Origin of the sequence: Brotocaccenecus cirricatena (assembly GCF_020687045.1) — a bacterium.
Classification (GTDB): Bacteria; Bacillota; Clostridia; order Oscillospirales; family Oscillospiraceae; genus Vescimonas; species Vescimonas cirricatena.
Map to the genome: position 1 here is coordinate 1 of NZ_JAJEPW010000019.1, position 26,663 is coordinate 26,663.

24 protein-coding genes and 2 riboswitches are annotated in these 26,663 nt (G+C 62.7%); of the genes, 13 read left to right on the plus strand and 11 right to left on the minus strand.

From position 1 onward, the window contains the following. Nucleotides 1–120 precede the first annotated feature (120 nt). The 3 genes from LKD37_RS07830 to LKD37_RS07840 are packed head-to-tail and all read right to left on the minus strand — an operon-like array spanning nucleotide 121 to nucleotide 3,206. A complete protein-coding gene (locus LKD37_RS07830; protein ID WP_302928696.1) occupies nucleotides 121–336 on the minus strand; it encodes a hypothetical protein in 216 nt (71 codons plus the stop codon). 12 nt (nucleotides 337–348) lie between these two features. Next, nucleotides 349–1,992, minus strand: a complete 1,644-nt coding sequence (locus LKD37_RS07835; RefSeq protein ID WP_302928697.1) for a 2-hydroxyacyl-CoA dehydratase family protein — start codon at nucleotides 1,990–1,992, stop codon at nucleotides 349–351. Beyond that, the gene (locus LKD37_RS07840) at nucleotides 1,989–3,206 is read right to left on the minus strand and encodes a 2-hydroxyacyl-CoA dehydratase family protein (RefSeq protein WP_302928698.1); all 1,218 of its coding nucleotides are present in this window, start codon (nucleotides 3,204–3,206) and stop codon (nucleotides 1,989–1,991) included. The genes LKD37_RS07835 and LKD37_RS07840 overlap by 4 nt, the downstream gene beginning before the upstream one ends. A gap of 238 nt (nucleotides 3,207–3,444) precedes the next feature. Here LKD37_RS07840 and LKD37_RS07845 point away from each other — a divergent pair, with 238 nt between their 5' ends. Both LKD37_RS07845 and LKD37_RS07850 read left to right on the plus strand, forming a co-directional pair. Next, nucleotides 3,445–3,693 carry a DUF8180 domain-containing protein gene (locus tag LKD37_RS07845; RefSeq protein WP_302928699.1) on the plus strand — a complete coding sequence of 83 codons (249 nt, stop codon included), beginning with the start codon at nucleotides 3,445–3,447 and terminating at the stop codon, nucleotides 3,691–3,693. Between the two features lie 3 nt (nucleotides 3,694–3,696). Then, nucleotides 3,697–3,891 (plus strand): CooT family nickel-binding protein, encoded by a 195-nt coding sequence (locus tag LKD37_RS07850; protein WP_302928700.1) that lies wholly within the window; start codon nucleotides 3,697–3,699, stop codon nucleotides 3,889–3,891. A gap of 74 nt (nucleotides 3,892–3,965) precedes the next feature. Here LKD37_RS07850 and LKD37_RS07855 read toward each other — a convergent pair whose 3' ends face one another. Beyond that, nucleotides 3,966–4,826, minus strand: a complete 861-nt coding sequence (locus LKD37_RS07855; RefSeq protein WP_302928701.1) for a PhzF family phenazine biosynthesis protein — start codon at nucleotides 4,824–4,826, stop codon at nucleotides 3,966–3,968. 152 nt (nucleotides 4,827–4,978) lie between these two features. Between LKD37_RS07855 and LKD37_RS07860 the strand changes: the two genes are divergently transcribed. Then, nucleotides 4,979–6,313: an MATE family efflux transporter gene (locus LKD37_RS07860; RefSeq protein ID WP_302928702.1), complete on the plus strand. Its 1,335-nt coding sequence runs from the start codon at nucleotides 4,979–4,981 to the stop codon at nucleotides 6,311–6,313. Between the two features lie 63 nt (nucleotides 6,314–6,376). On the opposite strand, the gene nrdG is transcribed toward LKD37_RS07860, so the two are convergent. From nrdG to gcvT, 7 genes are all read right to left on the minus strand, one after another. Further along, complete coding sequence (gene nrdG / locus LKD37_RS07865; protein WP_302928703.1) at nucleotides 6,377–6,910, minus strand: anaerobic ribonucleoside-triphosphate reductase activating protein; 534 nt, start codon at nucleotides 6,908–6,910, stop codon at nucleotides 6,377–6,379. Between the two features lie 52 nt (nucleotides 6,911–6,962). Beyond that, a complete protein-coding gene (nrdD, locus tag LKD37_RS07870; RefSeq protein ID WP_302928704.1) occupies nucleotides 6,963–9,161 on the minus strand; it encodes an anaerobic ribonucleoside-triphosphate reductase in 2,199 nt (732 codons plus the stop codon). 326 nt (nucleotides 9,162–9,487) lie between these two features. Beyond that, a complete protein-coding gene (lpdA, locus tag LKD37_RS07875) occupies nucleotides 9,488–10,867 on the minus strand; it encodes a dihydrolipoyl dehydrogenase (RefSeq protein ID WP_302928705.1) in 1,380 nt (459 codons plus the stop codon). A 23-nt stretch (nucleotides 10,868–10,890) separates the two neighbouring features. Next, on the minus strand, nucleotides 10,891–12,294 hold the full coding sequence (gene gcvPB, locus LKD37_RS07880) for an aminomethyl-transferring glycine dehydrogenase subunit GcvPB (RefSeq protein WP_302928706.1): 1,404 nt from the start codon (nucleotides 12,292–12,294) through the stop codon (nucleotides 10,891–10,893). Beyond that, complete coding sequence (gene gcvPA / locus LKD37_RS07885; protein WP_302928707.1) at nucleotides 12,291–13,610, minus strand: aminomethyl-transferring glycine dehydrogenase subunit GcvPA; 1,320 nt, start codon at nucleotides 13,608–13,610, stop codon at nucleotides 12,291–12,293. Before gcvPA ends, gcvPB begins: the two co-directional genes overlap by 4 nt. Nucleotides 13,611–13,612: 2 nt before the next feature. Then, nucleotides 13,613–13,990 (minus strand): glycine cleavage system protein GcvH, encoded by a 378-nt coding sequence (gene gcvH, locus LKD37_RS07890; RefSeq protein ID WP_302928708.1) that lies wholly within the window; start codon nucleotides 13,988–13,990, stop codon nucleotides 13,613–13,615. A gap of 39 nt (nucleotides 13,991–14,029) precedes the next feature. Beyond that, entirely contained in the window at nucleotides 14,030–16,681 is a 2,652-nt protein-coding gene (gcvT, locus tag LKD37_RS07895; RefSeq protein WP_302928709.1) for a glycine cleavage system aminomethyltransferase GcvT, read from the minus strand. A gap of 69 nt (nucleotides 16,682–16,750) precedes the next feature. After that, nucleotides 16,751–16,841, minus strand: a riboswitch (glycine riboswitch). After that, nucleotides 16,842–16,930: riboswitch (glycine riboswitch) on the minus strand. Between the two features lie 648 nt (nucleotides 16,931–17,578). Between gcvT and LKD37_RS07900 the strand changes: the two genes are divergently transcribed. The 10 genes from LKD37_RS07900 (at nucleotide 17,579) to LKD37_RS07945 (ending at nucleotide 26,661) form a co-directional block, all read left to right on the plus strand. Then, on the plus strand, nucleotides 17,579–19,045 hold the full coding sequence (locus LKD37_RS07900; RefSeq protein ID WP_302928710.1) for a Na+/H+ antiporter NhaC family protein: 1,467 nt from the start codon (nucleotides 17,579–17,581) through the stop codon (nucleotides 19,043–19,045). 126 nt (nucleotides 19,046–19,171) lie between these two features. Next, nucleotides 19,172–19,879, plus strand: a complete 708-nt coding sequence (locus LKD37_RS07905; protein ID WP_302928711.1) for a Crp/Fnr family transcriptional regulator — start codon at nucleotides 19,172–19,174, stop codon at nucleotides 19,877–19,879. A gap of 106 nt (nucleotides 19,880–19,985) precedes the next feature. Continuing rightward, nucleotides 19,986–21,077, plus strand: a complete 1,092-nt coding sequence (gene hisC, locus LKD37_RS07910; protein ID WP_302928712.1) for a histidinol-phosphate transaminase — start codon at nucleotides 19,986–19,988, stop codon at nucleotides 21,075–21,077. 138 nt (nucleotides 21,078–21,215) lie between these two features. Next, nucleotides 21,216–21,482 carry a BMC domain-containing protein gene (locus tag LKD37_RS07915; protein WP_302928713.1) on the plus strand — a complete coding sequence of 89 codons (267 nt, stop codon included), beginning with the start codon at nucleotides 21,216–21,218 and terminating at the stop codon, nucleotides 21,480–21,482. A gap of 14 nt (nucleotides 21,483–21,496) precedes the next feature. Then, on the plus strand, nucleotides 21,497–21,784 hold the full coding sequence (locus tag LKD37_RS07920; protein ID WP_302928714.1) for a BMC domain-containing protein: 288 nt from the start codon (nucleotides 21,497–21,499) through the stop codon (nucleotides 21,782–21,784). Nucleotides 21,785–21,796: 12 nt separating this feature from the next. After that, nucleotides 21,797–22,057, plus strand: a complete 261-nt coding sequence (locus LKD37_RS07925) for a BMC domain-containing protein (protein ID WP_302928715.1) — start codon at nucleotides 21,797–21,799, stop codon at nucleotides 22,055–22,057. Between the two features lie 21 nt (nucleotides 22,058–22,078). Continuing rightward, nucleotides 22,079–23,161: an HpcH/HpaI aldolase family protein gene (locus LKD37_RS07930; protein ID WP_302928716.1), complete on the plus strand. Its 1,083-nt coding sequence runs from the start codon at nucleotides 22,079–22,081 to the stop codon at nucleotides 23,159–23,161. Then, nucleotides 23,158–24,774 carry a dihydroorotase gene (locus LKD37_RS07935; protein ID WP_302928717.1) on the plus strand — a complete coding sequence of 539 codons (1,617 nt, stop codon included), beginning with the start codon at nucleotides 23,158–23,160 and terminating at the stop codon, nucleotides 24,772–24,774. Before LKD37_RS07930 ends, LKD37_RS07935 begins: the two co-directional genes overlap by 4 nt. Before the next feature lie 129 nt (nucleotides 24,775–24,903). Continuing rightward, entirely contained in the window at nucleotides 24,904–25,188 is a 285-nt protein-coding gene (locus tag LKD37_RS07940) for a EutN/CcmL family microcompartment protein (RefSeq protein ID WP_302928718.1), read from the plus strand. Nucleotides 25,189–25,227: 39 nt separating this feature from the next. Next, nucleotides 25,228–26,661 carry an acetate--CoA ligase family protein gene (locus LKD37_RS07945; RefSeq protein ID WP_302928719.1) on the plus strand — a complete coding sequence of 478 codons (1,434 nt, stop codon included), beginning with the start codon at nucleotides 25,228–25,230 and terminating at the stop codon, nucleotides 26,659–26,661. Nucleotides 26,662–26,663: the final 2 nt, after the last annotated feature.

Here is a 26,663-nt window from a genome sequence, read left to right on the forward strand (position 1 = left end):
TTGATCTTGCTGCGGATGGTGGTATCGGCGCAGATTTTGCCGGTTTCGTCCAGGATCACTGCCTTGGTGTAGGTGGACCCTACGTCGCAGCCGCCGTAATATTTCATAGTCAATTACTCCTTATTTGTTGTACTCGTAGTGGGGTTTGGTGGTCTCATAGGGCTGCTTCAGGGGGTCGCGGCGCTCCATGCGGTCATAGTGGCGGCACAGGAACGGCTCCACGCCATAGAACAGGGCCTTGCCGTCCAGATCGAAGAAGAAGACGGCGAACAGGGCGGCATACACGCCCAGCCCGATGAACAGAACCTTTTTCAGAATTTTCAACACCTTACGCATTTTCTTTCCTCCTTACCAGCTCTGGGAATCGTCGAACTCCAGCAGGGACGGGTCGATGGGCTCCTCGTGCATGACGGTGGTCATGTAGTCGTTGATGATGGAGCGGATCTCCGCCCGGGAGACATTGCGCTTGTCGGGCAGGGCGTGGGGCAGCCAGATGGCGTGGACGTCACGGGCCCGGAACTCGTCCTCGAACATACCGTGAACGCCCTGCATGCCCTTGCACAGCAGCTGGTCATACATGACCACCATGTCGCAGTGGAACTTTTCCATGTTCTCCCACAGCTCGAAGATGTGGTGCATACCGCCAACGGCCATCCGGCGCATGGGGGCCCACTCGTGATACTGGGCCATGTCGGCCAGGGTGTGGCTGTAGCTGTCGGTGCGGATGGTCATGTTGAACATCAGGGAGTCCATGTTGATGATGGTGTTCAGGCCCCAGCAGTTATAGGCCCAGGTGCACCAGTTGGAGTAATACAGAGGGGCGCAGGACCAGGCGATGACCCGGTGGCGGGTCAGGGGGAAGCTGTTGATGCGCTGCTCCACGCACTTCTCCATGATCTTGCGGACCTTCTTGTCCATCTCGTGCCAGCCGGGCAGGTCGCCGTACTGGCTCTGGTAGATGCGGTACAGGGCCTGGGACACGCCGTTGATGGGATAGAAATCGGTATTGGCGGCCACGTCCCACTTCTCCCACTCGAAACGCTGCAGCTCGTTCTGGCTCTCCAGCCGCTTCACCAGCTGGTTCCAGTCGAAGGCCGCGCCGGTCTGCTCCCCGATGAACTTCCAGGCCTCCTCGATCTCCCGCTGGCAGTGCTCCTGGACCAGGGGATCGTCAAACTGCATGGGCTGGGGCATGGCGAACAGGGGCTTGTCCATCAGCCAGTCCTGGAGAATGGAGGTGGCCACGGAGCCGTCGCAGGCCTCGTTGGAGGTGATGACGGCCTTGTAGTAATCGGGCACATCGTCCAGCACAAACAGGCCCGCCTCGGCCTGGCACATGGGGCAGGGGTCGCCGGGCAGGCCCAGGGACTGCACCGCGTCGATGTAGTTGAGGACGGTGTGGTTGTTCACGTGGCAGGTGACGAAATAGGGGACCATCTGCAGGGGAACGTTCTCCACCTCCTTGCTGAAGGGGTAGAAGACGCCGCCCCACACGGTTTCGTCGTGGGCCATGGTCTTGTCGTGCTTGGCCCGGACCTTGTCGGACTTGTTCAGGTTCAGGTCGTTGCGGAACATCTGCATGAACTGGAAGATGGTGGCGTTGACCATGCCCCGATAGTGCCACGGGCAGGCCCGCAGCGCCTCGCCCCGGAGGCCCTCCATGCCGCGGTCGAACCAGTGCAGCACCGGCAGATAGGTCTGGCCCATCCAGCGGTAGCGCCAGCAGCCCTTGGCGAAGGTGACGATGCCGCCGTAGCGCATGACATCGTAGACCATCATGCCGTAGTTATACAGCCACACCTTGTTGAAGTAGTAGAAGGTGTCCTTGATGCCGCGCCACTCCCGGTGCTTATACAGGCCGGTCTTGTCCATGTACAGGTCGCCCAGGCGGCGCTCGCCGGCGGGCTTGCCGTATACGAAGTCCCGGGCCAGCTTCTTATAGTCCAGGCTCCTGGCCTTGGCCACGGTCTTTTTCAGATCGAACTTTTTCATTTTCTTGCGCCCTCCTGAATCTTCTTGATCTCAACGCTTTCGATGAACGCCTGGAAGCGGGTGCGCAGCTGGCCGGAGGCGGCGTTGACGTATTCCTTCTCGATGGAGCATACGGGGATGCCGAAGTCCCGGTTGAGGACGATGGTGTCGATGGTGCGCTCATAGCTCCAGTATTCGCAGAACTTGTTGCTGGCCACGATGATGCCGTCGGCCTTGTACTCCTTCGCCAGGTCCGCCAGATACTTCTTGCGGCCGCGCATCTCGTCCTGGCCCATGAACCGGGGACACATGCTGAAGTTGAGATAGTGCCGGGCGATGGCGTCCAGCGGGGCCTGACCGGGCTGGACCACGATCTCCTCCCGGCCGGGCAGGCTGCCGTAGCAGTAGCGGTCCGCCACCACCAGGGCGCCGCAGCTTTCGATGAGCTTGGTGAAGTTGGGGTCGTCGTTCTCGGCGCCGGAGAGCACCAGCTTGCAGCGATAGGCGGGCTTGGCGTCGGGCTGGCGGGTCTTCAGCTCCTCCGCGGTCTCCCGCAGATAGGGCAGGATCAGGTCCTTGGGACAGGTGAGGCTGGCCAGCTGGATCACGTGGAACTCATACCCCGTGATGGTGGGCACGTCCAGCTTGCGGTAGCTGCCGATCTCGGTGATCAGGCGGCAGACCTCGTTGTGCTGCTCGATGGCCTTCAGCAGGGCCTCGTCTGAGGTGTCGATGCCGAAGTTCTGGGCCAGGGGATCCAGCACATGGGCCTGCAGCTGCTGGCGATAGTGCAGATAGCTGTTCTCGGTTTTCTTGAAGGGTACGTCGGTGAATTCGCAGAAGAAGTCGGGGTTCTGGATGATGTCCATGTCCTTCACGGAGTCCAGGTGCTTCTGCATCAGGTGCTCCTGGAACCGGCAGGTGACGGTGCACGTCTCGGTGGCCATCTGGGCATCCAGGAAGTTGAACCCGCCCTCCAACGCGCGCTCCATCAGGCTGCGGCCGAAGTGACAGGTCCGGGCGGACATGTAGTAGGTGGCCATGTCCGGCGAGCCGCTGCGGGGGGCCCGCAGGCGCACAGAGAAGCAGCCCGCGAGATCCAGCAGAACCTCCGGCATGAAGTTGCAGGTGTAGCCCAAAGCCCGGCGGCCCTCGGCCTTGGCCTGCTTGACCAGATCATTGTTGGCCTCCTGCAGCAGATCCTCCATAAAGATCAGGTGTTTCAGGTCCCTCATATTATCTCTTTCCTCCTAACGTCGTTTGTTCCATCCTGCATGGCACGACAAATTACTACTAAATTATACAGAATTGCGAAAAAAATGTCAATGATTTTATACATTTTATACATTATTGGCCAATGTGTTCATAATATGACAGAAACAGGACTTTGGTCGGGAAAAGTGGCCCCATCCGGGTTTGACTTTAGCCCCTTGCCGTGCTAAAATGGGCAAAAAAGCAGGGAGGAGCATCACTATGTGCGAGCATCATCACGACCATGACCACGATCACCCCCATGACCACGGCCACACCGGCCTGGAGGAGCGGGTGGCTATGCTGACCTATATGCTGGGCCACAACCAGCACCACGCCCAGGAGCTGCACGAGCTGGCCCACGACCTGGGCGACAGCGAGGCGGCCCAGCTGATCCACGACGCCGTGGTGGACTTTGAGGTGGGCAACAAGAAGCTGGCGGAGGCGCTGGTGGTGCTGAAGGGGGAATGAGCCATGTGTCTTTCCACGGTTTATCGTATGCATGACGGCGAAAAACAGTTGGTGTGCAAAAATGTGGCCGCCGTCCGGCAGCAGGAGGGCGCCCTGGTGTTCACGGACATCATGGGCGTTCAGACCCGGGTGGAGGCGGTGCTGGACCGCATGGACCTGATGGAGAATTTCATCTTCATCAAGGACGCCAAGGCCTGACGCAGGATTATACACGCAAAAAGCCCCCGGATACCGGACAGCTTCCACTGCCCGGTATCCGGGGGCTTGCTGTGTCAGTCGGCGTAAATCTCGCCGGACAGGCTCAGTACGGCCCGGCCGCCTACCCGGATCAGGGCGTCGCCCTTTTCCACCGTCAGACGGCTGCGTATTTCCGAGGAACGGCGCATATGCTCTCCCTGAATGAAGACGTTTTCCCGGTCCGGCTGCACCAGGCCATAGCGGTACAGGTAATAGGTCAGGGCTCCGTTGGAGGTGCCGGTGGCGCACTCCTCCGGAATGTCGTACAGAGGGGCGAAGTTGCTGCACCAGGCGGTGCAGGTTTTGTCCCCCAGGCAGAACATATGCACGCCGGTGACCTTCTGCCGCCGGGACAGCTCCGCCACCAGCGTCTCGTTCTGACGGGCCCGCAGCAGGGTCTCCCGGTCCCGCACCGGCATCATGATATCCGCCAGGCCCGTGGACACGATCTGGGGCGTCAGGTCCCGGGGCCGGTCCGCGCCGGTGAGGCCGAAGGCCCGGTACAGCGGCTCCCACTCCACCCGGGTCAGCTCTCCCAGCCACCGGGGCGGGGCCATGTCCATCCACACCACGTCGCCATCCACGGAAATCTGCAGGTCGCCTGCCTTGGTGTGGGCCACATGTCGGCCGTCGGCCAGCAGGCCCAGCCGCCGCAGCAGGGCAAAGCCGGCAATGGTGGCATGTCCGCACAGCTCCACCTCCCCCGCCGGGGTAAAATAGCGCAGGTCCACGCTGCCATCGGCCCGGGGCCGGACAAAGGCGGTTTCCGAATGCTTCAGCTCGGCGGCGATCAGGCGCATGGTCTCGTCGCTGACGTCCCTCTCCGGCAGGGCCACCCCTGCCTGGTTGCCGCCGAACAGCTTGGCGGCGAATGCATCCATGACGTATATTTTCATGATAAAAACCTCCCCAAACTCTCTTTTTATTCATTATACTAAACTCTACGCCGGTTTTCAAGCGCCCGGGGACTTGACTGGCTGGAAAATTTCGGATATAATGGCAGTAGTATTTGCGGTACGCCGCTGAAAGGAAAGGAAAATCATCCAAAATGCTGAACAAGCGCAGTCTGCTCTCCCAGTTCCTCCACTTCTCCGCCGCTACGGTGGCCTCCCTGATGGTGTTCTCCCTGTACTCCATCGTGGACGGCCTGTTCGTGGCGAAGGGCGTGGGTGAATACGCCATGAGCGCTGTCAACCTGGCCGTCCCCTTCACCAATGTCATGTTCTCCATCGCCGTGCTGTTTGCCGTGGGCACCAGCACCATCATCGCCATCTACCTGGGCCAGGGCAGCCGGGAAAATGCCAACAGCCTGTTTTCCCAGAATCTGGCGGTGCTGGTGGTCATCGGCCTGGTGATCACCGCCCTGGTGCTGATCTTCCTGGAGCCCTTCGCCATGCTGCTGGGGGCCAAGGACGTGACGCTGGAATATACCAAGGACTATCTGCGGGGTCTGGCCCCCTTCGCCGTGTGCTTCATCGTTTCGTACAACATGGAGATCCTGGTGAAAACCGACGGACGGCCCACCCTGGCCATCGTCACGGTGATCACCGGGTGCCTGACCAACTGCGTGCTGGACTATGTGGCCATCTTCCTGCTGGACTGGGGCGCATGGGGCGCGGCCTTTGCCACGGGCCTGTCTCAGCTGCTGACGTGTGTGATCTACCTGACCCATTTCCTGGGCAAGCGCACCACCTTCCACCTGGTGCGCTTCCGGCCCGACTGGCATATCTACCGGCGGCTCCTGCCCATCGGCGTGTCCGACGGCGTTACGGAGCTGTGCAACGGCGTGATGATCTTCCTGTTCAACCGCACCATCCTGCGCTGCATCGGCCAGGACGGCCTGGTGAGCTACACCATCATCGCTTACATCAACACCCTGATCCTGAACATCATGCTGGGGGTGTCCCAGGGGTCCCAGCCCCTGATCAGCTATCACTACGGCCAGAAGGACCGGGGCGGCTGCCGCCGCCTGCTGCGCTATGGTCTGGTAACTCTGGTGGGTATGACCGTTCTGTGCTTCGGCGCGGTGCAGCTGCTGGCGCCCCAGATCGTCCACGCCTTCCTGGGGGACGAAAACCCGGCGCTGAACCTCTCCTCGGTGGACGCCCTGCGGCGGTACGGCCTGTGCTATCTGATGGTGGGCTTCAACGTGCTGATGGGCGGCTTCCTGACGGCAGTGGAGCGGCCCCGCCCGGCCATCTGCATCTCCGTGGGCCGTGGCCTGGCACTGCAGGCCGGCGCCCTGCTGCTGCTGGCGGCGGTATGGGGCGGCAGTGTCATCTGGTTCGCGCCGGTGATCTCCGAGGCCCTGTGCCTGGTGATGGCCCTGGTCTTTATGACCTGGTTCTGGCGAAAGACTCCGGACCCGGCCCAGATCAGCTGATACGCATCCCGAATAAATATCCAGCGGGCACTCGGCTTCTGCACCGGATGCCCGCTGTTTTTTTCATTTTTTCAGGTGCTCCCAAATCACCGGCTGCCCGGCGGCCAGGGTTTTGGGCAGGTCCAGCACCCGCTGGTTCCGGCTGCCCCGGAACTGCAGACTGATGTCCTTCTCCGCCGCCACGAACCGTCCGTCTACCAGCACGTCGATGCACGAGAGCAGCCGGTCCGTTACCTCACACCGGGGATGGGACCCCTCCCGCAGCAGCTCGTCCTCCAGCCGGAAGCCGGTGAAGCACCAGATGCTCTTGTCCGGATACCGCCGCCGGACCTCCTGCAGAAGCGGCAGCAGGTCCCGCTGGTTCTCCGGCTCAAAGGGCTCGCCCCCCAGCACCGTCAGCCCGTTGACATAGGGCTTGTCCAGCTCGGCGAAAATCTCCGCCCGGGTGTCATCGGTGAAGGGCTTTCCATAGTGAAAGTCCCAGGTCTGGGGCTGGAAGCAGTCCGGGCAGTGGTTGGTGCAGCCGGACACGAACAGCGTCACCCGGACCCCGATGCCGTTGGCAATATCACATTTTTTCAGATTGCCATAGTACACGATATTGCTCCTTTTAGGTAATATATACTACTAAACGGCGGAAGGAAACCCCTTACAGGTGCAGCACCCGGTCCTTGATCTCCTGGGTGCGGCCCTGGTTCCAGAACTGGGTCCCGATATAGCCGCAGGTGCGGCGGGCCACGTTCATCTTATCCTGGTCGGTGTTGCCGCACCGGGGACATTTCCAGATGAGCTTGCCGTCCTCCTCCACGATCTGGATCTCGCCGTCCCAGCCGCAGACCTGGCAATAGTCGCTTTTGGTGTTCAGCTCGGCGTAGATGATGTGGTCATAGATGAACTTCATTACCTCCAGTACGGCGGGGATGTTGTTCTGCATGTCCGGCACCTCCACATAGCTGATGGCGCCGCCGGGGGACAGGTGCTGGAACTGGGCCTCGAACTCCAGCTTGGTGAAGGCGTCGATCTCCTCGGTGACGTTCACATGATAGCTGTTGGTGATGTAGCCCTTGTCGGTGATGCCCTTGATGACGCCGAAGCGCTTCTGCAGGCACTTGGCGAACTTATAGGTGGTGGACTCCAGCGGCGTGCCGTACAGGGAGTAGTCGATGTTTTCGGCGGTTTTCCACTCCTTGCACTTGTCATTCATCTTCTGCATGATGGCCAGGGCGAAGGGGGTGGCGGCGGGGTCCGTGTGGCTCTTGCCGGTCATGTATTTCACGCACTCGTACAGGCCCGCATAGCCCAGGGAGATGGTGGAATAGCCGTTATATAGCAGCTTGTCGATGGTCTCGCCTTTCTTCAGCCGGGCCAGGGCACCATACTGCCACAGAATGGGGGCCGCGTCGGAGGTGGTGCCCAGCAGCCGCTCGTGGCGGCACCGCAGGGCCTTGTGACACAGCTCCAGCCGCTCCTCGAAGATCTGCCAGAACTTCTCGGTGTTTCCGCCGGAGGACAGGGCCACGTCCGGCAGGTTGATGGTGACCACGCCCTGGTTGAAGCGGCCATAGTACTTGTGCTTGCCGGGCTCGTAATTTCCGGCGTTGGCAACGTTGCCGATCCCGGCATCGGTAAAACGGTCCGGGGTCAGGAAGGAGCGGCACCCCATACAGGTGTACACGTCGCCCTTGAGCTCCTTCATCTTCTTCTCGGAGATATAGTCCGGCACCATGCGGCGGGCGGTGCATTTGGCGGCCAGCTCCGTCAGATACCAGTAGGGGGCGTCCTCGTGGATGTTGTCCTCCTCCAGGGTGTAGATCAGCTTGGGGAAGGCGGGGGTCACCCACACGCCCTGCTCGTTCTTCACGCCCTGGTACCGCTGGAGCAGCATCTCCTCGATGATCATGGCCAGGTCCTTCTTCTCCCGCTCGTTCCGGGCCTCGTTCAGGTACATGAACACCGTGATGAAGGGGGCCTGTCCGTTGGTGGTCAGAAGGGTCACCACCTGATACTGGATGGTCTGCACGCCCCGGCGGATCTCCTCCCGCAGGCGGGCCTCCACCAGCTCGCTGATCTTCTCCTCGCCGGGGTCCACGCCGATGGACGCCATCTCCGCCAGCACGATGCGGCGGATCTTCTGGCGGCTGACCTCCACAAAGGGGGCCAGGTGGGTCAGACTGATAGACTGGCCGCCGTACTGGTTGGAGGCCACCTGGGCCACGATCTGGGTGGCGATGTTGCAGGCGGTGGCGAAGGAATGGGGCTTTTCGATCATGGTGCCGGTGATAACGGTGCCGTTTTGCAGCATGTCCTCCAGGTTCACCAGGTCGCAGTTGTGCATATGCTGGGCGAAATAGTCGGTGTCGTGGAAATGGATGATGCCCTCCTCATGGGCCTCCACAATATCCTGGGGCAGCAGCAGACGGTTGGTGATATCCCGGGACACCTCGCCGGCCATATAATCCCGCTGGGTGGAGTTCACCACGGGATTCTTATTGGAGTTCTCCTGCTTGGCCTCCTCGTTGTTGCACTCGATGAGGGAGAGAATCTTGTCGTCGGTGGTGTTGGCCTTGCGCACCAGGGACCGGGTATAGCGATAGGTGATGTAGTGCTTGGCCACCTCAAAGGCCCCGTGGGCCATGATGTGGTGCTCCACCATGTCCTGAATTTCCTCCACGGTGGGAGCGCGGTTCATCTTCTGGCACTGCAGCTCCACGGACTCGGCGATGCGCCCGATCTGCACCGGGGTCATGCGGTCGGCCTCGGCCACAGAGTTGTTGGCCTTGGTGACGGCCACCTCAATTTTCTGGATATCGAAGGGGACCTCAGCCCCGTTGCGCTTGATGATCTTCATGTGTATCGCCTGTCCTTTCTCCTGATTTTTTCTCTCTCCATAGCAAAAGCTGCCTCAATGGGCAGCGGTCAATCAGCCCCTTAATCATATACCATATCCTGTGCTGATGCAAGCCCAAAGCCCTAAATATGGGGAAAATGCCTGACGAAAATCCCCTGGATATTTTGTCGATTCTGTACAATAGACACAAGATATAGGAGTACCTGCCGCCCTGTCACCTACAATATATAGTATGACAAGACATTTCACAATTGCAAATGCAACAAAAACCCCCGGGTGCGGAAGATTTTCCGCACCCGGGGGAGAGCGCTTGCCGGTATAGGTTGTTACAGCTTTTCGGCCAGGCGCTCCAGAGCCTCGGTCATGGCCTCCTCGAAGGAGGGATGGGGCCGCATAACGGACAGCAGCTGCCCCACCGTCAGGCCGTTTACCAGGGCGGCGCTGAGCTGGCTGATGATGTCGCTGGCGTGCTGGCACATCAGCTGCGCGCCGATGAGACGGCCGGTATCCCGGTCGGCCACCAGCTTCATGAAGCAGCGGCCCGGGTCCTCGATGACCGTCCGGGCGTTGCCAAACATGGTGCACTTGCCGGACACGGCGTTGATGCCCTGCTCCTTGGCCTCGGCCTCGGTGAGGCCCACCACGGCGATCTCGGGACTGCTGTAGATGCAGCTGGGCACCACGTTCAGGTCCGTGGCGGCCTGGCGGCCGCACATACGATTCACGCAGGCGATGCCCTGGGCGGCGGCCACATGGGCCAGCTGGATCACGGCGGACACGTCGCCGATGGCATAGACCCCGGGGATGCTGGTGCGGAAGTCCTCATCCACCAGCAGGCTGCGGCCCCGGGTCTCGGGAACCAGCTCCGGGGCGAACAGCCCGTCCCAGCAGGGACGGCGTCCGATGGCGCACAGGACCTTTTCGCCGGACACGGCCTTTTCCTTGCCCTTCTGGTCCACATGGACCGTCAGGCCCTCCGGCGTCTGCTCCACCCGCCGGACCATGGCGGAGGTCAGCACCTCTACCCCCTGCTTTTTCAGGATCTGGCCCAGGTTCTGACCCAGCTCCCGGTCCATGGTGGGCAGCAGCCGGTCCATGCCCTCGATGAGGGTGACCCGGCAGCCCAGGTTCGCGTAAAACGTGGCAAATTCCACGCCGATGACGCCGCCGCCCATAATCACCAGGGACTCATACAGGCTGTCGCTGCCCTCCAGCAGCTCATCGGAGGTCATGACCCCCGGCAGGTCCAGTCCCGGGATGGGCGGGCGCACCGGCACGGAGCCGGTGGCGGCCAGAATGCGGTCGGCGGTGTAAACCGTGTCCCCCTCCGGGCCGGCAACGGTGACGCGGCCCGGGGCGTCGATGCGGGCGGCGCCTTCCAGCAGGTCCACTTTAGCCCCCTTCAGCAGGGCGTGGATGCCGCCCCGGAGCTTCTCGGAAACGGCCCGCTTATAGGCGAACATCTCTCCCAGATTGAAGGTGATGTCCCCGGCGTGGACCCCGGCAGGGGAGCCGTCCACGGCGTCCCGGTATACCTGGGAGGCGTGGAGCAGGGTCTTAGTGGGGATGCAGCCCCGGTTCAGGCAGGTGCCGCCTACCTCCCGGCGCTCCACCACGGCGGTGTGCAGCCCCAGCCTGGCGGCCTCCAGGGCGGCGGTATAGCCGCCGGGCCCCGCGCCGATAACGATGAGCTGATAATCAGACATAGCTTCTTCCTCCGTTGATGAGATCACGCCCGTTTCCACCGCAGCACCGGGTGCCGGGCGGCCTTCACCTCGTCGGGACGGCCGATGGGCATATGGTGGGGTGCATCGTGCATGGCTTCGGGGTCATCGTAGGCTCGCTGGTACAGCATCCGCAGCACCTCCGCCGCCTGGTCCAGGACCTCGGGTCCCTCGGTCTCCGTGGGCTCCAGCATCAGGGCCTCATGGACGATCAGGGGGAAGTACATGGTGGGCGGATGAATGCCCTCGTCAATCAGGGACTTGGCCACATCCAGGGCGGAGACGCCGGTCTCCTTCTTCAGGCCGCTGAGATCCAGCACGAACTCGTGCATACAGATGCGGTCATAGGCCGGCTGGAAGGTGCCCCGGAGCTTCTCCTGCAGGTAGTTGGCATTGAGCACGGCGTTCTGCGCCGCCTCGGGGATGCCCTGGCGGCCCAGGGTCAGCAGGTACGTCAGCGCCCGGACCACCACCAGGAAGTTGCCCATGAAGCTGCGGACCTGGATATGCCCTTCCTCCTCCGCCAGGGCGGAATGGGGCAGATAGGGCGTCAGGAACGCCTTGCAGCCCACGGCCCCTGCGCCGGGACCGCCGCCGCCGTGGGGCGTGGCGAAGGTCTTGTGCAGATTCATGTGGATGCAGTCAAAGCCCATGTCGCCGGGGCGGACGATGCCCATCACGGCGTTGAGGTTGGCTCCGTCGTAGTAGCACAGGCCGCCGGCCTCGTGGACCAGCCGGGTGATCTCCAGGATGTTCTTGTCGAAGATGCCCACGGTGTTGGGGTTTGTCAGCATCAGACCCGCGGTGTCGTCGCCCAGGGCGGCCTTCAGACTCTCCAGGTCCACGCAGCCGTCGGGGCCGGAGGCGATGTTCACCACCTCATAGCCGCACATGGCCGCCGTGGCGGGGTTGGTGCCGTGGGCGGAGTCGGGAACGATGATCTTGGTGCGCTTCTTGTCCCCCCGGGCGTCGTGATACTGCTTGATCAGCAGCACGCCGGTGAACTCGCCGTGAGCGCCCGCCGCCGGCTGGAAGGTCATGCCGTCCATGCCGGTGATTTCGCAGAGATATTCCCGGGCGGTGTCCAGCACATGGCGCATACCGGCCAGGGACTCCCTGGGAGCCAGGGGATGGCAGTTGGTGAAGCCCGGCAGGGCCGCCATCTCCTCGTCGATGCGGGGGTTATACTTCATGGTGCAGGAGCCCAGGGGATAGAACCCGCAGTTGACGCCGTGGACCTGGTGGCACAGCTCCGTATAGTGGCGGGAGATGTCCGTCTCGCTGAGCTGGGGCAGGTCGGGCTTATCGCTCCGCCGCAGGGACTCCGGCAGGGCCGCGGTCTCCACGTCGCAGGCGGGCAGGATGGTGCACCGGCGTCCGGGCACGCTCTTTTCAAAAATCAGCTTCATCTGTCCAGCACCTCCTTGACGATGGATACGGCTTCGTCCAGCTCCCGGCGGCTGACCTTCTCCGTGGCGCACCACAGGACCCGGTCGTCGCCCAGAGGCAGACCACCCAGGATGCCCCGGCGGTCCAGGGCCTCCAGCAGCTCCTGGCTGCGGGGCATTTTCAGGACAAACTCGTGGAAATACGCCCCGCCGTACACCGGCTCCACGCCGGGCAGGGCGCACAGGGCCTTTTCCAGATAATGAGCCTTGGCCATGGACTGCTCCGCAGCCTCCGCCATGCCGTCGGGGCCCATGGTGGCCATGTACAGCCCTGCCGTCAGGGCGCAAAGGGCCTCGTTGGAGCAGATGTTGCTGCTGGCCTTCTCCCGGCGGATGTGCTGCTCACGGGCCTGGAGACTCAGGACGTAGGCCCGGCGGCCCTGGTCGTCGGTGGTCTCACCCACGATGCGGCCGGGGAGCTTGCGCATGAGCTTGTCGGTGGCGGCCATGTAGCCCAGATACGGGCCGCCGCAGCCCAGAGGCAGGCCCAAGGGCTGCCCCTCGCCCACGGCGATGTCCGCGCCGCAGTCCCGGGGGGTCTTCATAATGGCCAGAGCAATGGGGTTGCAGCCCATGATATACTTGGCGCCCGCCTGGTGCGCCAGCTGGCCCAGGGCCTCGGCGTCCTCGAACTGGCCGAAGAAGTTGGGCTGCTGCACATAGAAGGAAGCAACGCCGTCGTCCAGCATCTCCCGCAGGGCGTCCATATCGGTTCTGCCGTCCTTCACCGGCACCACCCGCAGCTCGTCGCCGGTGCCGTAGCAATAGGTGCGCACGGTGTTGATGGTGTCCGGATGGGCCGCGCCGGAGATCAGGGTCACCCGGCGCTTGCGCTCCCGGCACATGGCCGCCGCCTCGGCGGCGGCGGTGGCCCCGTCATACACGGAGGCATTGGACACGTCCATGCCGGTGAGCTCGCAGATCATGGTCTGATACTCGAAGATAGACTGCAAAAGCCCCTGGCTCATCTCCGCCTGATAGGGGGTATAGGCCGTCAGAAACTCCTCCTTGGCGGGGATGTATTTGACGATGGAGGGAATGTAGTGGTCATAGGCCCCCGCGCCCCGCAGAATGGTGGCGTAGGTGCGGTTTTCGGCGGCCATGGCGGACACCGCCCGGGCGGCCTCCAGCTCGCTCATGCCGTCGGGGATGTGCAGCGGCTCCCGCAGCAGCATCTGCTCCGGCACGTCCCGGTACAGGTCCATGACATTCTCCAGCCCCACGGCGCGGAGCATCTGCTCCCGCTGGGCCTGGGTGGAGGGGACATAGCTGCCCATGCTCAGCCCTCCTCGGTGCAGAAGGCCTCGTAGGCGGCGGCGTCCAGCAGCTCCTCGGTGTCGGTGACATTCTCCACCTTGATGAGCCACGCGTCATAGGGAGCCTTGTTCAGCAGCTCAGGCTGGTCCAGCAGATCCTCGTTGACGGCGCACACGGTGCCGGTGACGGGGCACACCAGGTCGGACACGGCCTTCACGGACTCCACGTCGCCGAAGGCCTCGCCGCAGGTGACGTCGTCGCCCTCGCCGGGCAGGTTCACGAACACCACGTCGCCCAGGGCGTCCTGGGCAAAGTCGGAAATACCGATGACGGCCACGCCGTCCTCCATTTTCACCCACTCGTGGGACTTGGAATACTTCAGATCAGTCGGATACAGCATTGTGATTTACCTCCAAATTTAATATGTTTTGTTGTTTGTTCAAATGTCCAGCTTGCCGGCCAGCTGCTCCAGGGCGTCGTTGATAGCGGCGTCGTCGAAGCAGTAGCGCATTTCGGTGTGACGGGCCCGGAGCTGCTCCACATCGGCCTTGATCTCGCGGCCCCGGAGGATGCAGTCGGCCATGAGGCTGGCCAGCTGGTCGAAGTCCTTCTCCTCGAAGCCGAACCGGGTCATCTCGCTGACGCCCATGCGCAGTGCGCCGGAGGCGGTAAAGCCCTCCTCGTCGGGGGTGGCTTGATAGTTGACGATGACATTGTTCTGCTCCAGCCGCTCGGCGATCTCCGCACCCTCGCCGTAGCCCACGGACACGATGACCTGGTGGGTCTCGGTATAGTCGATGGCGGGGTCGCCCACCACGTCCAGACCATAGCTCTTGAGGCTCCGGGCGAAGGACTTGGCGTTGCGGATGATGGCGCTCTGATAGGCGTCCCGGAACTGGTTCATCTCATAGGCGGCCATCAGCATACCCAGCTGGGTGCCCAGATGGTGGTTGGAGACGCTTCCGGGGAAGGTGCGGCTCTCGATGGTCTTCCACAGGCCGTATTTCAGGTCCTCCTCCTTATAGTTGACGCCGATGACGCCCCGCTGGGGACCGAAGAAGGTCTTGTGGGTGGAGCCGGTGACGATCTCCGCGCCCTCCTGGAAGGGGTTCTGGAAGTGATCGCCGATAAGGCCCAGCACATGGGCCATATCGTACATAATGGTGGTGGGAATCTTCTGCTCGTCCACAAACTGCCGGATCTGGGCCACAGGCTCCTTGTGCAGGACCATGGACTTGCCGAAGATGATCAGCTCCGGACGATAGCGGTCGATGAGCTTCTTGGTTTCCTCCACGTCCATCTTATAGGGGTTATCCCGGCACACGGGGAAGTTCACCACGGCGGGCTTCTCGGTAACGGGGTCGATGGCGATGTAGTCGTGCAAAGCGCCCATGGGCTGGGCGGACAGGTGACCGCCCTTGATGATGTGGTTGTTCATGACATAGCCCAGGCGCTTGGCCTCGTTCTTGCGGTCGAAGCGGTTTTTCCAGTCCATCAGGGCGGAGAACACCGCCATGTTGGACATCTGGCCGCTGAGGGTCCGGGTCTCCACCTCGGTGCAGCCGAAGTAGGCGCGCATTTCCTCGGTGAGCATACGCTCCACCTGGTCGATGAACTTGGTGCCCTGGTAATAGAACACCTCCTTCTCATAAAAGGCCAGGATCTTCTTGTGCTCGGCATAGCGGCAGGCAGGGTCGCTGCCGGACAGCAGGCGCACGGCCCGGCTGGGGGTATTCTCGGAGGGGATCAGGTTCACGCACTGCTCCTGCCGCCAGACGTGGTTCTCGATGGCCTTGTGCAGCAGAGTCAGGGCCTTGCCGGTGCGGTCGCCGCCGGCCACGGTGCGGACCTCCTCCTGCTCGCCGTACAGCAGGGGACGGGCGAAGGGAGGCGCGCCCACGCTCATGTGCCGGGCGGGGATCACGGCCTTCAGGCGCTTGCCCCGGATATCCACCTCCACGGTGTCATCCACCAGCACGTCGCTGTCGATGTAGCACAGGCCGATGGCCCGCTTGCCGCTGGCCTCCAGGATCACGGTGGACAGGCCCTGGCCCTGGGTCTTGAAATAGGGCACCATGGTGCCGCTGGTGACCCAACCCACCAGCTTATCGCCCTTGTAGATCTCCATTCCGGCCCGCATGACGCCCCGGTCCAGCAGGGCGATGGGCGCGATCCTCCGGGGCAGGGGAGACAGGTCGGAGAAGTCCCGGTCCATATACCGGACAAAGGCCCGGTGCTGGCGCTCCAGGGCGGCCCGGCCGATGAAATCACCCTTCTGGGCGGAGAAGCTCACGGCGAACTTGGCCAGGGGCACGGCGAAGATGGGGATCTCGGTGCCGTCGGGGGCAACGCCCATCTCGTGGCCGTACAGGGGGAAGGACGCCTCCATGCGCAGGGTGTCCCGTGCGCCCAGGCCCGCCGGACGCGCGCCCAGCTCCACCAGCCGGTTCCACAGCCACACGGCGTCCTCGCTGCGGACGTATACCTCATAGCCCAGAGGCTCGCCGGTATAGCCGGTCTTGGCGATGCGGGCCTGGTGACCCTCCAGGGACACGGTGCCCAGGGAGTTCTTGGTGGGCTCCTTGGTGGGGGACACGCCGCCGGTCAGGGTCATGAGCATTTCCTTGCTCTTGGGACCCTGCACAGCGATGGAGGCCCACTGGTCGCTGATGTTGGTGATGGTGCAGTCGAAGCCGGACAGGGCCCGGTTCAGATGCTCCAGATCCTTGTCGATGTTGGCGGCGTTGACCACCAGCAGATAGTTGTCCTCCTGGAACAGATACAGATACGCGTCGTCCACGGCCCCGCCGTTTTCGTTGGGAATGATGCAGTACTGGGCCATGTTCAGGTCCAGGGCGCTGACGTTGCTGGTCAGCACGTGCTGAAGAAATTCCTTGCGCTGGGGCCCCTCGATCAGCAGGCGGCCCATGTGGGACACGTCGAACAGGCTGCACACCTGGCGGGTATACAGGTGCTCGGCAATGATGCCGGAGGGATACTGGATGGGCATCTCCCACCCGCCGAAATCCACCATGGTGGCCCCGGCGGCCACATGCACGTCGTACAGCTGCGTGCGCTTCAGTTCGCTCATTTGATAAGCTCCTCCTTCAGATTTGTTCCATTTTTGGGCAGCAAAAAAGGGCGCAAAGCCGTTGCCTTGCGCCCCCGTATCCTGACCTGAGAGATTCCCCGCCCCATCCGGGGCAGGTTGCACCTTCGGTGGCCGGACGTATCCGGCCTTTTCGGAGTATCGTCCGGACCCGGTCCCTTTTGCCTGAGAGCTTCTGCGTTCCCCTTCGGCGCCGCGCCGGCAGGGCGCAGTCTCTCCCGAGTCCATCCACCGATTTCCCTATTCCGTTGTCGCACCCATTCTATCACGGTGCGGGAAAGGGTGTCAATCGGAATTGTTCGCCGCAGGAAACATTCGGCTGATTGCCGAAAAACCGGGCCCCTCTTTGGGCTATCTGCCCAACATCTCTATTATATGGAGCTTTTCCGCACCCCGGGATTTTCCTTGACACCGGAAGGATTTACCACAGGAAAATTCTGGAAAAACACTGGACATCCGCCTGCTGCGGCGTTATACTCACACCACAGCGCTACCCATATATAGCTCACGATATACACTCATTCGCGCAATTTTGCGAATACCCACACAGAACGGTGTCTGTTCCACCCATTCAGATTTTGCTAAGATTTTGAGAGAGAGCTTGCCGCGGCATGCATTCCGGCGGAAAGTGCAGCGTTTTACAACGATAAAGCAGACGCAACAAAAAATTCTCACCATTCCGGCGGGTTGATTTTTCTCAAAACGAAACGAAGCCGCCGAAAATTGTCATTTATCTACAAAAATCGCCGCCGCAAATGGGCCGAAATGGAGAAACCGAAAAAATGTAATGCATTTTACATACTGGAAAAATCCTTTTTGCTACTATTTTTTTAACGACAGCGGATGGGCCGCTGTCCCCACAACAAAAGGAGAGTTGGTATGGAAAAGAAAAAATTTGACGTAGAGTTTCATGGTACGAATCTCTTCGCCCTGGTCCCCCTGTTGCTGTTCGTGGTGTTCTGCATCCTGTTCTTCGTGGTCTTCAAGACCTTCGACATGATGCACCTGTGCATGGGCGGCTATGTGGCCCTGATCATCGGATCCCTGCTGTCCAAGAACTGGGGCAAATACTGGGACGCCGTGGCAACCGGCATGTCCTCCAAGATTATGAACGAGCTGGCCCTGATCCTGCTGATTGTGGGCATGTTCGGCAAGCTGATGACCCGCGGCGGCGTGGCCCAGGGCTTCGTGTGGCTGGGCGATAAGATCGGCCTGTCCGGCGGCGGCTTCGTGGCCTTCACCTTCATTGCCACCTGCGTCATCGCCACTGCCACCGGCACCTCCATCGGCACCATGTTCACCGCCTTCCCCATCCTGTATCCCTCCGGCCTGCTGCTGGGCGCCGATCCCGTGTTCCTGGCCGGTGCCATCCTCAGCGGCGCCATCTTCGGCGATAACGTCGGCCCCATCTCCGACACCACCATCGCCTCCGCCTCCACCCAGGAGTACGCCAACAAGCCCGGCGTGGCCGACGTGGCCGGCGTTGTGGGCAGCCGTATGAAGTACGCCCTGGTGGCCGCTGCCGCCGCCACCGTCTGTTTCGCCCTGTTCGGCGGCTCCGGCTCCGCCATCAACGCGGCTGAGGCCGAGGCCATCCTGGCCCAGTACAGCAATCCCAAGGGCCTGATCATGCTGATCCCCGTGGCCATCCTGCTGATTGTGGCCTTCATCAAGCGCAACATCTATGTGGCCTGCACCTGGGGCCTGATCTCCGGCACCATCATCGGCCTGGTCAGCGGCATCCTGGTTCCCTCCGACATCATGGGCATGCAGGACGGCACCCTGGGCGGCTTCCTCATCGACGGCGTCAACAACATGATCGGCACCGTGGGCTACCTGTACGCCATCGCCGGTATCATCGGCATCCTCAGCGCCAGCGGTCTGCTGCAGCAGGTCATCGACAGCCTGGTCCACAGCAAGCTCAACCGCTCCGTGGTGGGCACCGAGGTCATCATCTCCGTGGGCCTGATGGTCTCCTCCATCTGCCTGGGCTCCGCCAACGGTCCCGCCATCATCATGTGGGGCCCCATCGCCAACGACCTGGGCAAGTCCAAGGGTCTGCACCCCTATCGCCGGGCCAACCTGATGGACGGCTTCGGCAGCACCCTGCCCGCTGTGATCCCCGTCACCAGCGCCTTCATCTTCATCGCCCTGTCCTGCATCCAGGGCCTGATGGACACCTATTCCTTCGTGCAGGAAGTCAGCCCCGTGAGCCTGGCCGGTGCCAGCCTGCACTGCTGGTTCCTGTTCGTGGCGCTGGCCGTGGCCGTGATCACCGGCTGGGGCCGCAAGTACGAGGGTCCCAACGGCGAGCCTGTGAAGGCCCTGCCTGCCCAGACCAAGTAAAAATCATCGCATAAGTCGCCCTGCGGAGCTTTCTCTCCCCGCAGTCTGGTGCGGACCGGCAGGGCCAAATGGGCTTGCCGGTTCGCATCACATATTCGCAAAATCATACACAGGAGGTAAATGAAGATGGCAGAACGCAAATATCGCCAGATCGACTCCCCTTGGATCGACATGAGTCATCTGGATTGGGGTCCCCTGACCGACGAACGGTACGCCCGGCACTTTTTCCGGGGGCATATATTCTATGGCCAGCAGGAGTACAGCGAGAACGTCTTCATCATCAAGCGCGGCCGGGTGGCCATGTGCCTGTGTACGCCGGAGGGCGATATGCGCAACACCATGGTGCTGGACGCCGGATGCATGTTCGGCAACCAGACCCTGTTTGATGGCAGCCCCAACTCCTGCCAGGCCGAGGTCGTCAGCGACGAGGCGGAGGTGTATGTGATCCCCAAGGAGGAGGCCTCCTCCCGGATCCGGGACAACTTCCAGATGACCCACAACATCCTCATGCAGAGCAACCGCATCAACCGGATGCTGCTGACCCAGATCGAGCTGATGAGCTTTCACCACAGCGAGGGGCGGGTATGCTTTTACCTGCTGCACCTGGCCGAGCAGTATTCCGAGGAGAAGAACGGCCAGAAGCTGCTGTATATCCGCTTCACTCACCAGGACATCGCCGAGATCACCGGCCTGAGCCGGGTGTGCGTGTCCAACATCATCTCCGGCCTGGTAAAGGACAGGATCCTGATGAAGAAATCGGGGCTTTACTATGTGGTCCAGATGGACGCCCTGCGCCAGCGGATCAACGACTCCGGCGTGAGCTGTTCGGATTAAATTCGCCGGTTTGTAACGGCGTTTACAGGCCCGCCGGGCCCTTTCTGTTAGACTACGGATAACGGGTCCCCACGGGACAACCAATGACTTTATGGAGGAAAAGAAAATGTCTGTTAAGAATCTGGTCAGTGAATTTGTGAAGGAAGCCCCTCCCTATGTGGTGGGTGCGGACGAGCAGTCCAAGAGCATGCGGCCCGGCGTGACCAAGCTGCTGCAGCTGGCCACCAACGAAAACCCCTTCGGCACCTCCCCCAAGGCCGCCGAGGCCATTTGCCAGCAGGCTCCTCTGGCCAACCGCTATCCCGATGTCCGGGCCCAGGACCTGCGCAAGAAGCTGGCGGAGAAGCACGGCCTGTCCGTGGATGAGGTCATGGTCACTGAGGGCGCTACCGCGGGCCTGGGCTTCATCGCCGAGGTGTTCATCCAGCCCGGCGACGAGATCATCCTGACGCCCCCCACCTATCCCAGCTATTATAACTACGTCAAGCGCTGCCGGGGCAAGCTGGTGGAGGTCCCCCTGGAGGAGGACACCCTGACCCCTGACTTCAACAAGGTCCTGGCCGCCATCACCGACAAGACCAAGGCCATCTTCCTCTGCAACCCCAACAACCCCACCGCCACCCTCATCGACTCCGACGAGCTCCACGCCTTCCAGAAGAAGCTGCCTGAGCACGTCCTGCTGGTGGTGGACGAGGCCTATATCGACTTCGTGGAGGACCCCAACTACCGGACCATGGTGGACGCCATCGCCGATGACGAAAACCTCATCGTGGTGCGCACCTTCTCCAAGCTGTACGGCATGGCCGGCGCCCGTATGGGTTATCTGATGGCCAACCGCGAGATCATCGAGTATCTGCAGCGGGATTCCACCGGCTTCTGCTGCAGCCGCATGGGCCTGCACGCCGCCGAGGCCGCCCTGGACGACGTGGAGTTCCAGGAGATGACCAAGAAGGGCAACCGGGAGGGCCGCGAGATCCTGGTCTCCTGCATGAAGGAGCTGGGCTTCCGGGTCTGGCCCTCCCACACCAACTTTATCTACTTCGATCCCGGTGTGGACGTGAAGTGGTTTGCCGACCGCCTGCTGGACTACGGCATCATCATCCGCGGCAACTTCAAGGCCAACCGCATCTCCATCGGCACCCCCGAGGAGGATCGCTTCGTCTGCAAGGCCATGCGCGAGATCATGGCCAACCGCTAACATACGCCATCTCCCGTTTTCTCTCCACACGCTGCCGGAGGGGGGCCCGGCCCCTCTCCGGCACGCCAGCACCTGCGGAGAGGGACGGCAGCCATAAAAATTTGCGCCAAGGCGCACAGAAAACGAGAGGAGACAGCTATGCAATCTTTGGGATTTGTGGAGACCCAAGGCTATGTGCCCGCCTTTGCCGTGGCCGACGCCATGGTCAAGGCCGCCAATGTGGAGATCGTCAAAAAGGTCTGGATCGGCGCCGCCATGGTCACCATCATCGTTCGCGGTGAGGTGGGCGCGGTGCGCACGGCGGTGGATTCCGGTGCGGCGGCTGCCAACCGGATGGACGCCCTGATGGGCTGCTACACCATCGCCCGCCCCACGCCGGAGCTGGTGGAAATGCTGCAATGCTGAGGAGGTAAAGAAAAATGCGTTCTTGGGGATTTATTGAAGTTGTCGGCTATATTCCCGCCGTTGCGGCGGCGGATGCCATGGTCAAGGCTGCCGACGTGACCCTGGCCGGCTGCGAGGTCATCGGCGGCGGCTATGTCACCGTGGCCGTCACCGGCGAGATCGGCGCCATCCGCACGGCGGTGGACGCCGGAGCGGCCGCCGCCAAGCAGGCGGGCCAGCTGCACTGCGCCCACGTCATCGCCCGCCCCGCCGAGGGTGCGGCCAAGGTGGTGGGCCTGAAGCTTTCGGACGACAAGGAATAAGGAGGAGCACAAATGGACTCTTACGGATATATCGAAGTCGTGGGCCTGGTGCCCGCCATTGCGGCGGCTGACGCCGCCCTGAAGGCCGCCAACGTGGAAGTGGTGGGCCGTGAAAACACCGGCAAGGCCATGATCGCCGTGATCATCAAGGGCGAGATCGGCACCGTCCGTGCCGCCATCGACGCCGCCGAGGCCGAGGTGGAGCGCATCGGCAAGGTGGTCAGCACCAACGTCATCGCCCGTCCCGACGAGGCCCTTTCGGCCCTGTATTGATAAAGCGCGGGAGGCAAGATCATGCAGAACTTTTTCACCCGCGAGGATGTGCTGGCCTATCACCAGCAGGGGGTGCAGACCATCCGTCTGGACTCCATGCCCATCCTCACCGATCTGGCCCGGGAGACCCTGCAGACCCTGGGCATGGAGATCGTAACCGGCGCCGCCCCGGCGGCCCAGCCGGCGTCCCGCCCCGTTGCATCCCGTCCCGCAGCCGCCCCCTCCGGCGGCGGCAGCGCCGTGGGCGGAGGCTATGGCTCCTCCGCCTTTGCCGCCCCCTCCGGCGGCCCCGTCACCGCCCAGAAGCTGACGGCCCCCGGCCTGAACAAGCCCGCCTTCCGTGACCTGATCTGCTCCGACAAGAAGCTGATGGGCACCTTCATCGGCACGCCCCATCCCGTGATGACGGAGTTTGTGGGCCACTTCGGCTTCGACTTTGTCTGCATCGACGCCGAGCACAACGCCATGCACCTGGAAACCGTCCAGAAGATGCTCCAGAGCCTGAAGGCCACCCCCACCTATGGCATGGTGCGCATTCCCACCCTGTCCTATGAGAACGTGGCCGGCGCCCTGGATATCGGAGCGGACGCCCTGCTGATCCCCCAGATCCGCACCATGGACGACATCCGCCGCCTGAAGGACTACAGCCAGTATCCTCCTATCGGCCACCGGGGCAGCGGCCCCTCCCGCCTGTGGGACTATGGCGACAGCATCATCCAGCTGGCCACGGACCAGGACATCAACCGCACCACCAACATCGTGGTGCAGCTGGAAACCGTCCAGGCCGTGGAGCACATCGACGAGATCGTCCAGAGCGACTTCATCGACATGTTCTTCATCGGCCCCGGCGACCTGTCCATGGACATGGGCATTTTCGCCCAGTTCAGCAACCCCCGCCTGACGGATACCATCATGCTGCTGCGGGAAAAGACCGCCAGGGCCGGCAAGCGCCTGGGCATCTTCGCCGGCAACTTCGACGCCGCCCGCAATTGGTACGCCAAGGGCTTTGATATGTGCATCATCAACTCCGAGCTGGCGCTGCTCAGCAGCGCCGTGGCCGGTGAGGTGGGCAAGCTCAGAAGCGAGCTGGAGGCCGGGAAATGAAACGGATCCTCACCTCCGACGACGTTCTCGCCCTGGTGCGCCGGGGGGAGACGGAGCTGGTGATGGGACCCGAGGACCGGCTGACGGACCTGGCCCGGGAGCTGGCCCAGCGCCGGGGCGTGAAGCTGGTGGACGCCGCCCAGGCGGCCGCCCGGACGGCTGCCGCCCCGCAGCCGGCACCCCGGCCCGCCCCGGCTGCGCCGCAGCCGGCCTCCGTATCCCGGCCCGCGCCCGCCGCGCCCCTGCGGCCCCAGGCCGCCGGAGGAGACGGGGAGGAGTATGACCTGGTCATCCTGGGCGGCACCTGCGTGCTGCCGGAGATGGGCTGCCTGCCGCTGAATGTGTGCGTCCGGGGCGGGAAGATCGCCGCCCTGACGGCGGAGGTGCCCCGGGGCCGCCGGGTCATCGACGCCTCCGGCCTGTATGTGCTGCCGGGGATCATCGACCCCCACACCCACCTGGGCCTGGCGGTGCCCTTCGGCCAGGAGCTGGAGAGCGAGACCCGCTCCGCCATCCTGGGGGGCGTCACCACCATCGGCACCTACTTCAATCAGCCCGGCAGCTATCTGCCGGTGATCGACCGCCTGCGCCGGGAGGTGTCCCAGCTGTCCCGGGTGGACATGATCCCCCACTTCTCCCTGCGGGAGCAGCAGCAGATCGACGAGCTGCCCCTGTATTCCCGCCAGGGCATGAACTCCTTCAAGGTGTACATGTGCGGCGTGCCGGGCCTGTACCCCCACCAGGAGGACGGCTTCATCATCCGGCTGATGCAGCGCATGAAGCAGCTGCCTCCCACGGCCCACCCCATCCTCAGCATCCACTGTGAAAACACCTCCATCTGCGACTATGCCACGGAGGATATGCAGTCCCAGCCGCTGGACACCCTGGCCGACTGGAACCGCACCCACCCCAACCTGGCCGAAGGCGAGGCCGTCCGCCGGGCGGCGTACTTTGCCCGGGAAATGGGCGTGCGCACCTATGTGGTCCACAGCTCCACCCGGGAGGCCATGGAGGCCCTGGCCGCCGACAGGCACCCCAACCTCTATGTGGAGACCACCTCCCCCTATCTCTGCCTGGATACCGACAGCCCCATCGGGGCCTACGGCAAGATGCTGCCGCCCATCCGTGAGCCGGAGAGCCGCAAGGCCCTCTGGGACGGCATCCGCAGCGGCCTCATCGACACCATCGGCACCGACAACACCGTGCTCACCGCCGGTGAAAAGCAGGTGTCCTCCGGCATGCGGGAGGCCGGAGCCGGATATCCCACCCTGGGTACCCACCTGGTCAGCGTCCTGGACGAGGGCATTTATCGCCAGGAGCTGCCCATTGAGAAGCTGGTGCCCCTGATGACCATGAACCCCGCCAGGATCTTCGGCGTATATCCCCGGAAGGGGACCATTCTCCCCGGCAGCGACGCGGACCTGGTGCTGGTGGACCTGCGGGCCGCCCGCACCGTGGACCCCCGCCAGCTGCTGAGCCGTTCGGACTTCTCCCTGTTCCAGGGCCGCACCCTGCGGGGCTGGCCGGTGGCCACCATCAAGGGCGGCCATATCGCCGCCTGGAACGGCCAGCTTACCGACGACCTCCAGCGGGGCCAGGTGCTGGAGCACTGACCCCCCGGCGGAACAAAAGCGCAAAAATGTAATGGAAATGACAGACATTTCCCCGAAAATATGTCAGGCTATAAGCAGATAAACGGAATGCTTTGCCTGCATATGGACAAAACGAGGAGGAACTGAGTCATGTATGTATGCAAGGTGATCGGAAAGATCATTTCCACCGTGAAAAACGAGAAGCTGGTGGGCCACAGCATCGTGCTGGTCCAGGCGGCGGCTCTGAACGACCGGGGCAGCCTGGAGGCAGACGGCCCGGTGTTTGCCGCAGCGGACACCATCGGCTGCGGCGAGGGCAACTTCGTTCTGGTGACCCGGGGCAGCAACGCACGCTACGCCTGCAAGTGTGCGGAGGCCCCGGTGGACATGGCCGTGGTGGGCATTCTGGACGGCGGTCAGTGGGGCCTCTCCTGACCCCATGCAGGAATCCTGAATTTTGAGGTGAGAACAAGCATGAAGCAATTATTCCAGCCTGACGGCATCGCCGTGGTGGGCGCTTCCTCCAACCCGGGGAAGGCCGGCTTTGTGGCGATCCGCAATATGCGGGAAAAGGGCTACCCCGGAAAGGTGTATCCGGTGAATCCCAAGGAAACGGAGATCCTGGGCTATCCCTGCTCCCCCTCCCTGGCGGAGGTGGAGGGCCATGTGGACCTGGTGGTCCTGATCATGCCCTCCCGGATGATCTACAGCGTCATGGACGATCTGGACCGCCGCATGGAGGAAAAGGGCGATGTAAAGTTCATCGTCTGCGCCGCGGCGGACTACGCCGAGACCAAGACCCCCGAGGGCATCGACCGCCAGGCCCGCCTGATGCGCACGGCGGAGAAATACGGCATCCGGGTGGTGGGCCCCAACTGCATCGGCGTCATCGACAACCGCAGCCTGGTGGATACCACCTTCGTGGACACCGGCGTGCCCTTCTCGTCCTTCGGCCAGCCCAGCGGCATCACCTTCATCTCCCAGAGCGGCGCTCTGGCCAGCACCATCCTGATGGAGGGCGCCGGACGGGTGGAGCCGGTGCTGTATAACAAGTTCATCTCCATCGGCAACATGGCCGATGTGGACTTTGTGGACCTGCTGAACTATTTCGAGACCGACGACTCCACCCGGGTCATCGGCATCTATATGGAGGGCTGCGGCAACGGCCGTGAGCTGGCCGAGACCCTGAAGCGGGTCAGCCGCAAAAAGCCCATCGTGGTGCTGAAGGTGGGCCGCAGCGCCCTGGGCGGCGCAGCCGCCAATTCCCACACCGGCTCCATGGCCGGGTCCGACGCCGTGTACGACGCCATGTTCAAGCAGACCGGCGTGGTCCGGGTGGACACCATCGACGAGCTCATCGACACCCTCCAGGCCTTCGACCGCCTGCCCCTGCCCGGCGGCGGCAATCTGTTCCTGTATTCCCAGGCCGGCGGCCCCGGCATCTACTGCACCGACGCCATCGCCCGGTGGCCCCAGCTGAAGATGCCCCTGGTGTCCGACGATACCAAGGCCCGCCTGGCCGCCACCCAGCAGCCCATGGCCAACATCTGCCACCCGGAGGGCTACGCGGATATCACCGCCTCCGCCTCCGTGCGCAACCATGTGGATGGCCTCCAGATCGTCCTGCAGGACGAAAACGTGGACGCCGTGGTGTTCATCACGGTGGTGCCCACCTTCCTGCCCCAGGAGGAGCTGGCCCGTGAGCTGGTGAAGATGACCGAAACCACCCCCCAGGCCCAGGAAAAGCCTGTGTTCTACTGCGTCATGGCCGGCGCTTATACCTCTCCGGCCCGGCGCATCATGGAGCAGGCGGGCCTGTGTACCTTCGACGCCCCGGACAAGGCCGTCCTGGCAGCGAAGAATATGTGCAATTACGCCGCCTTTCGCCGGCGGCAGAAGGAGGACTGAGC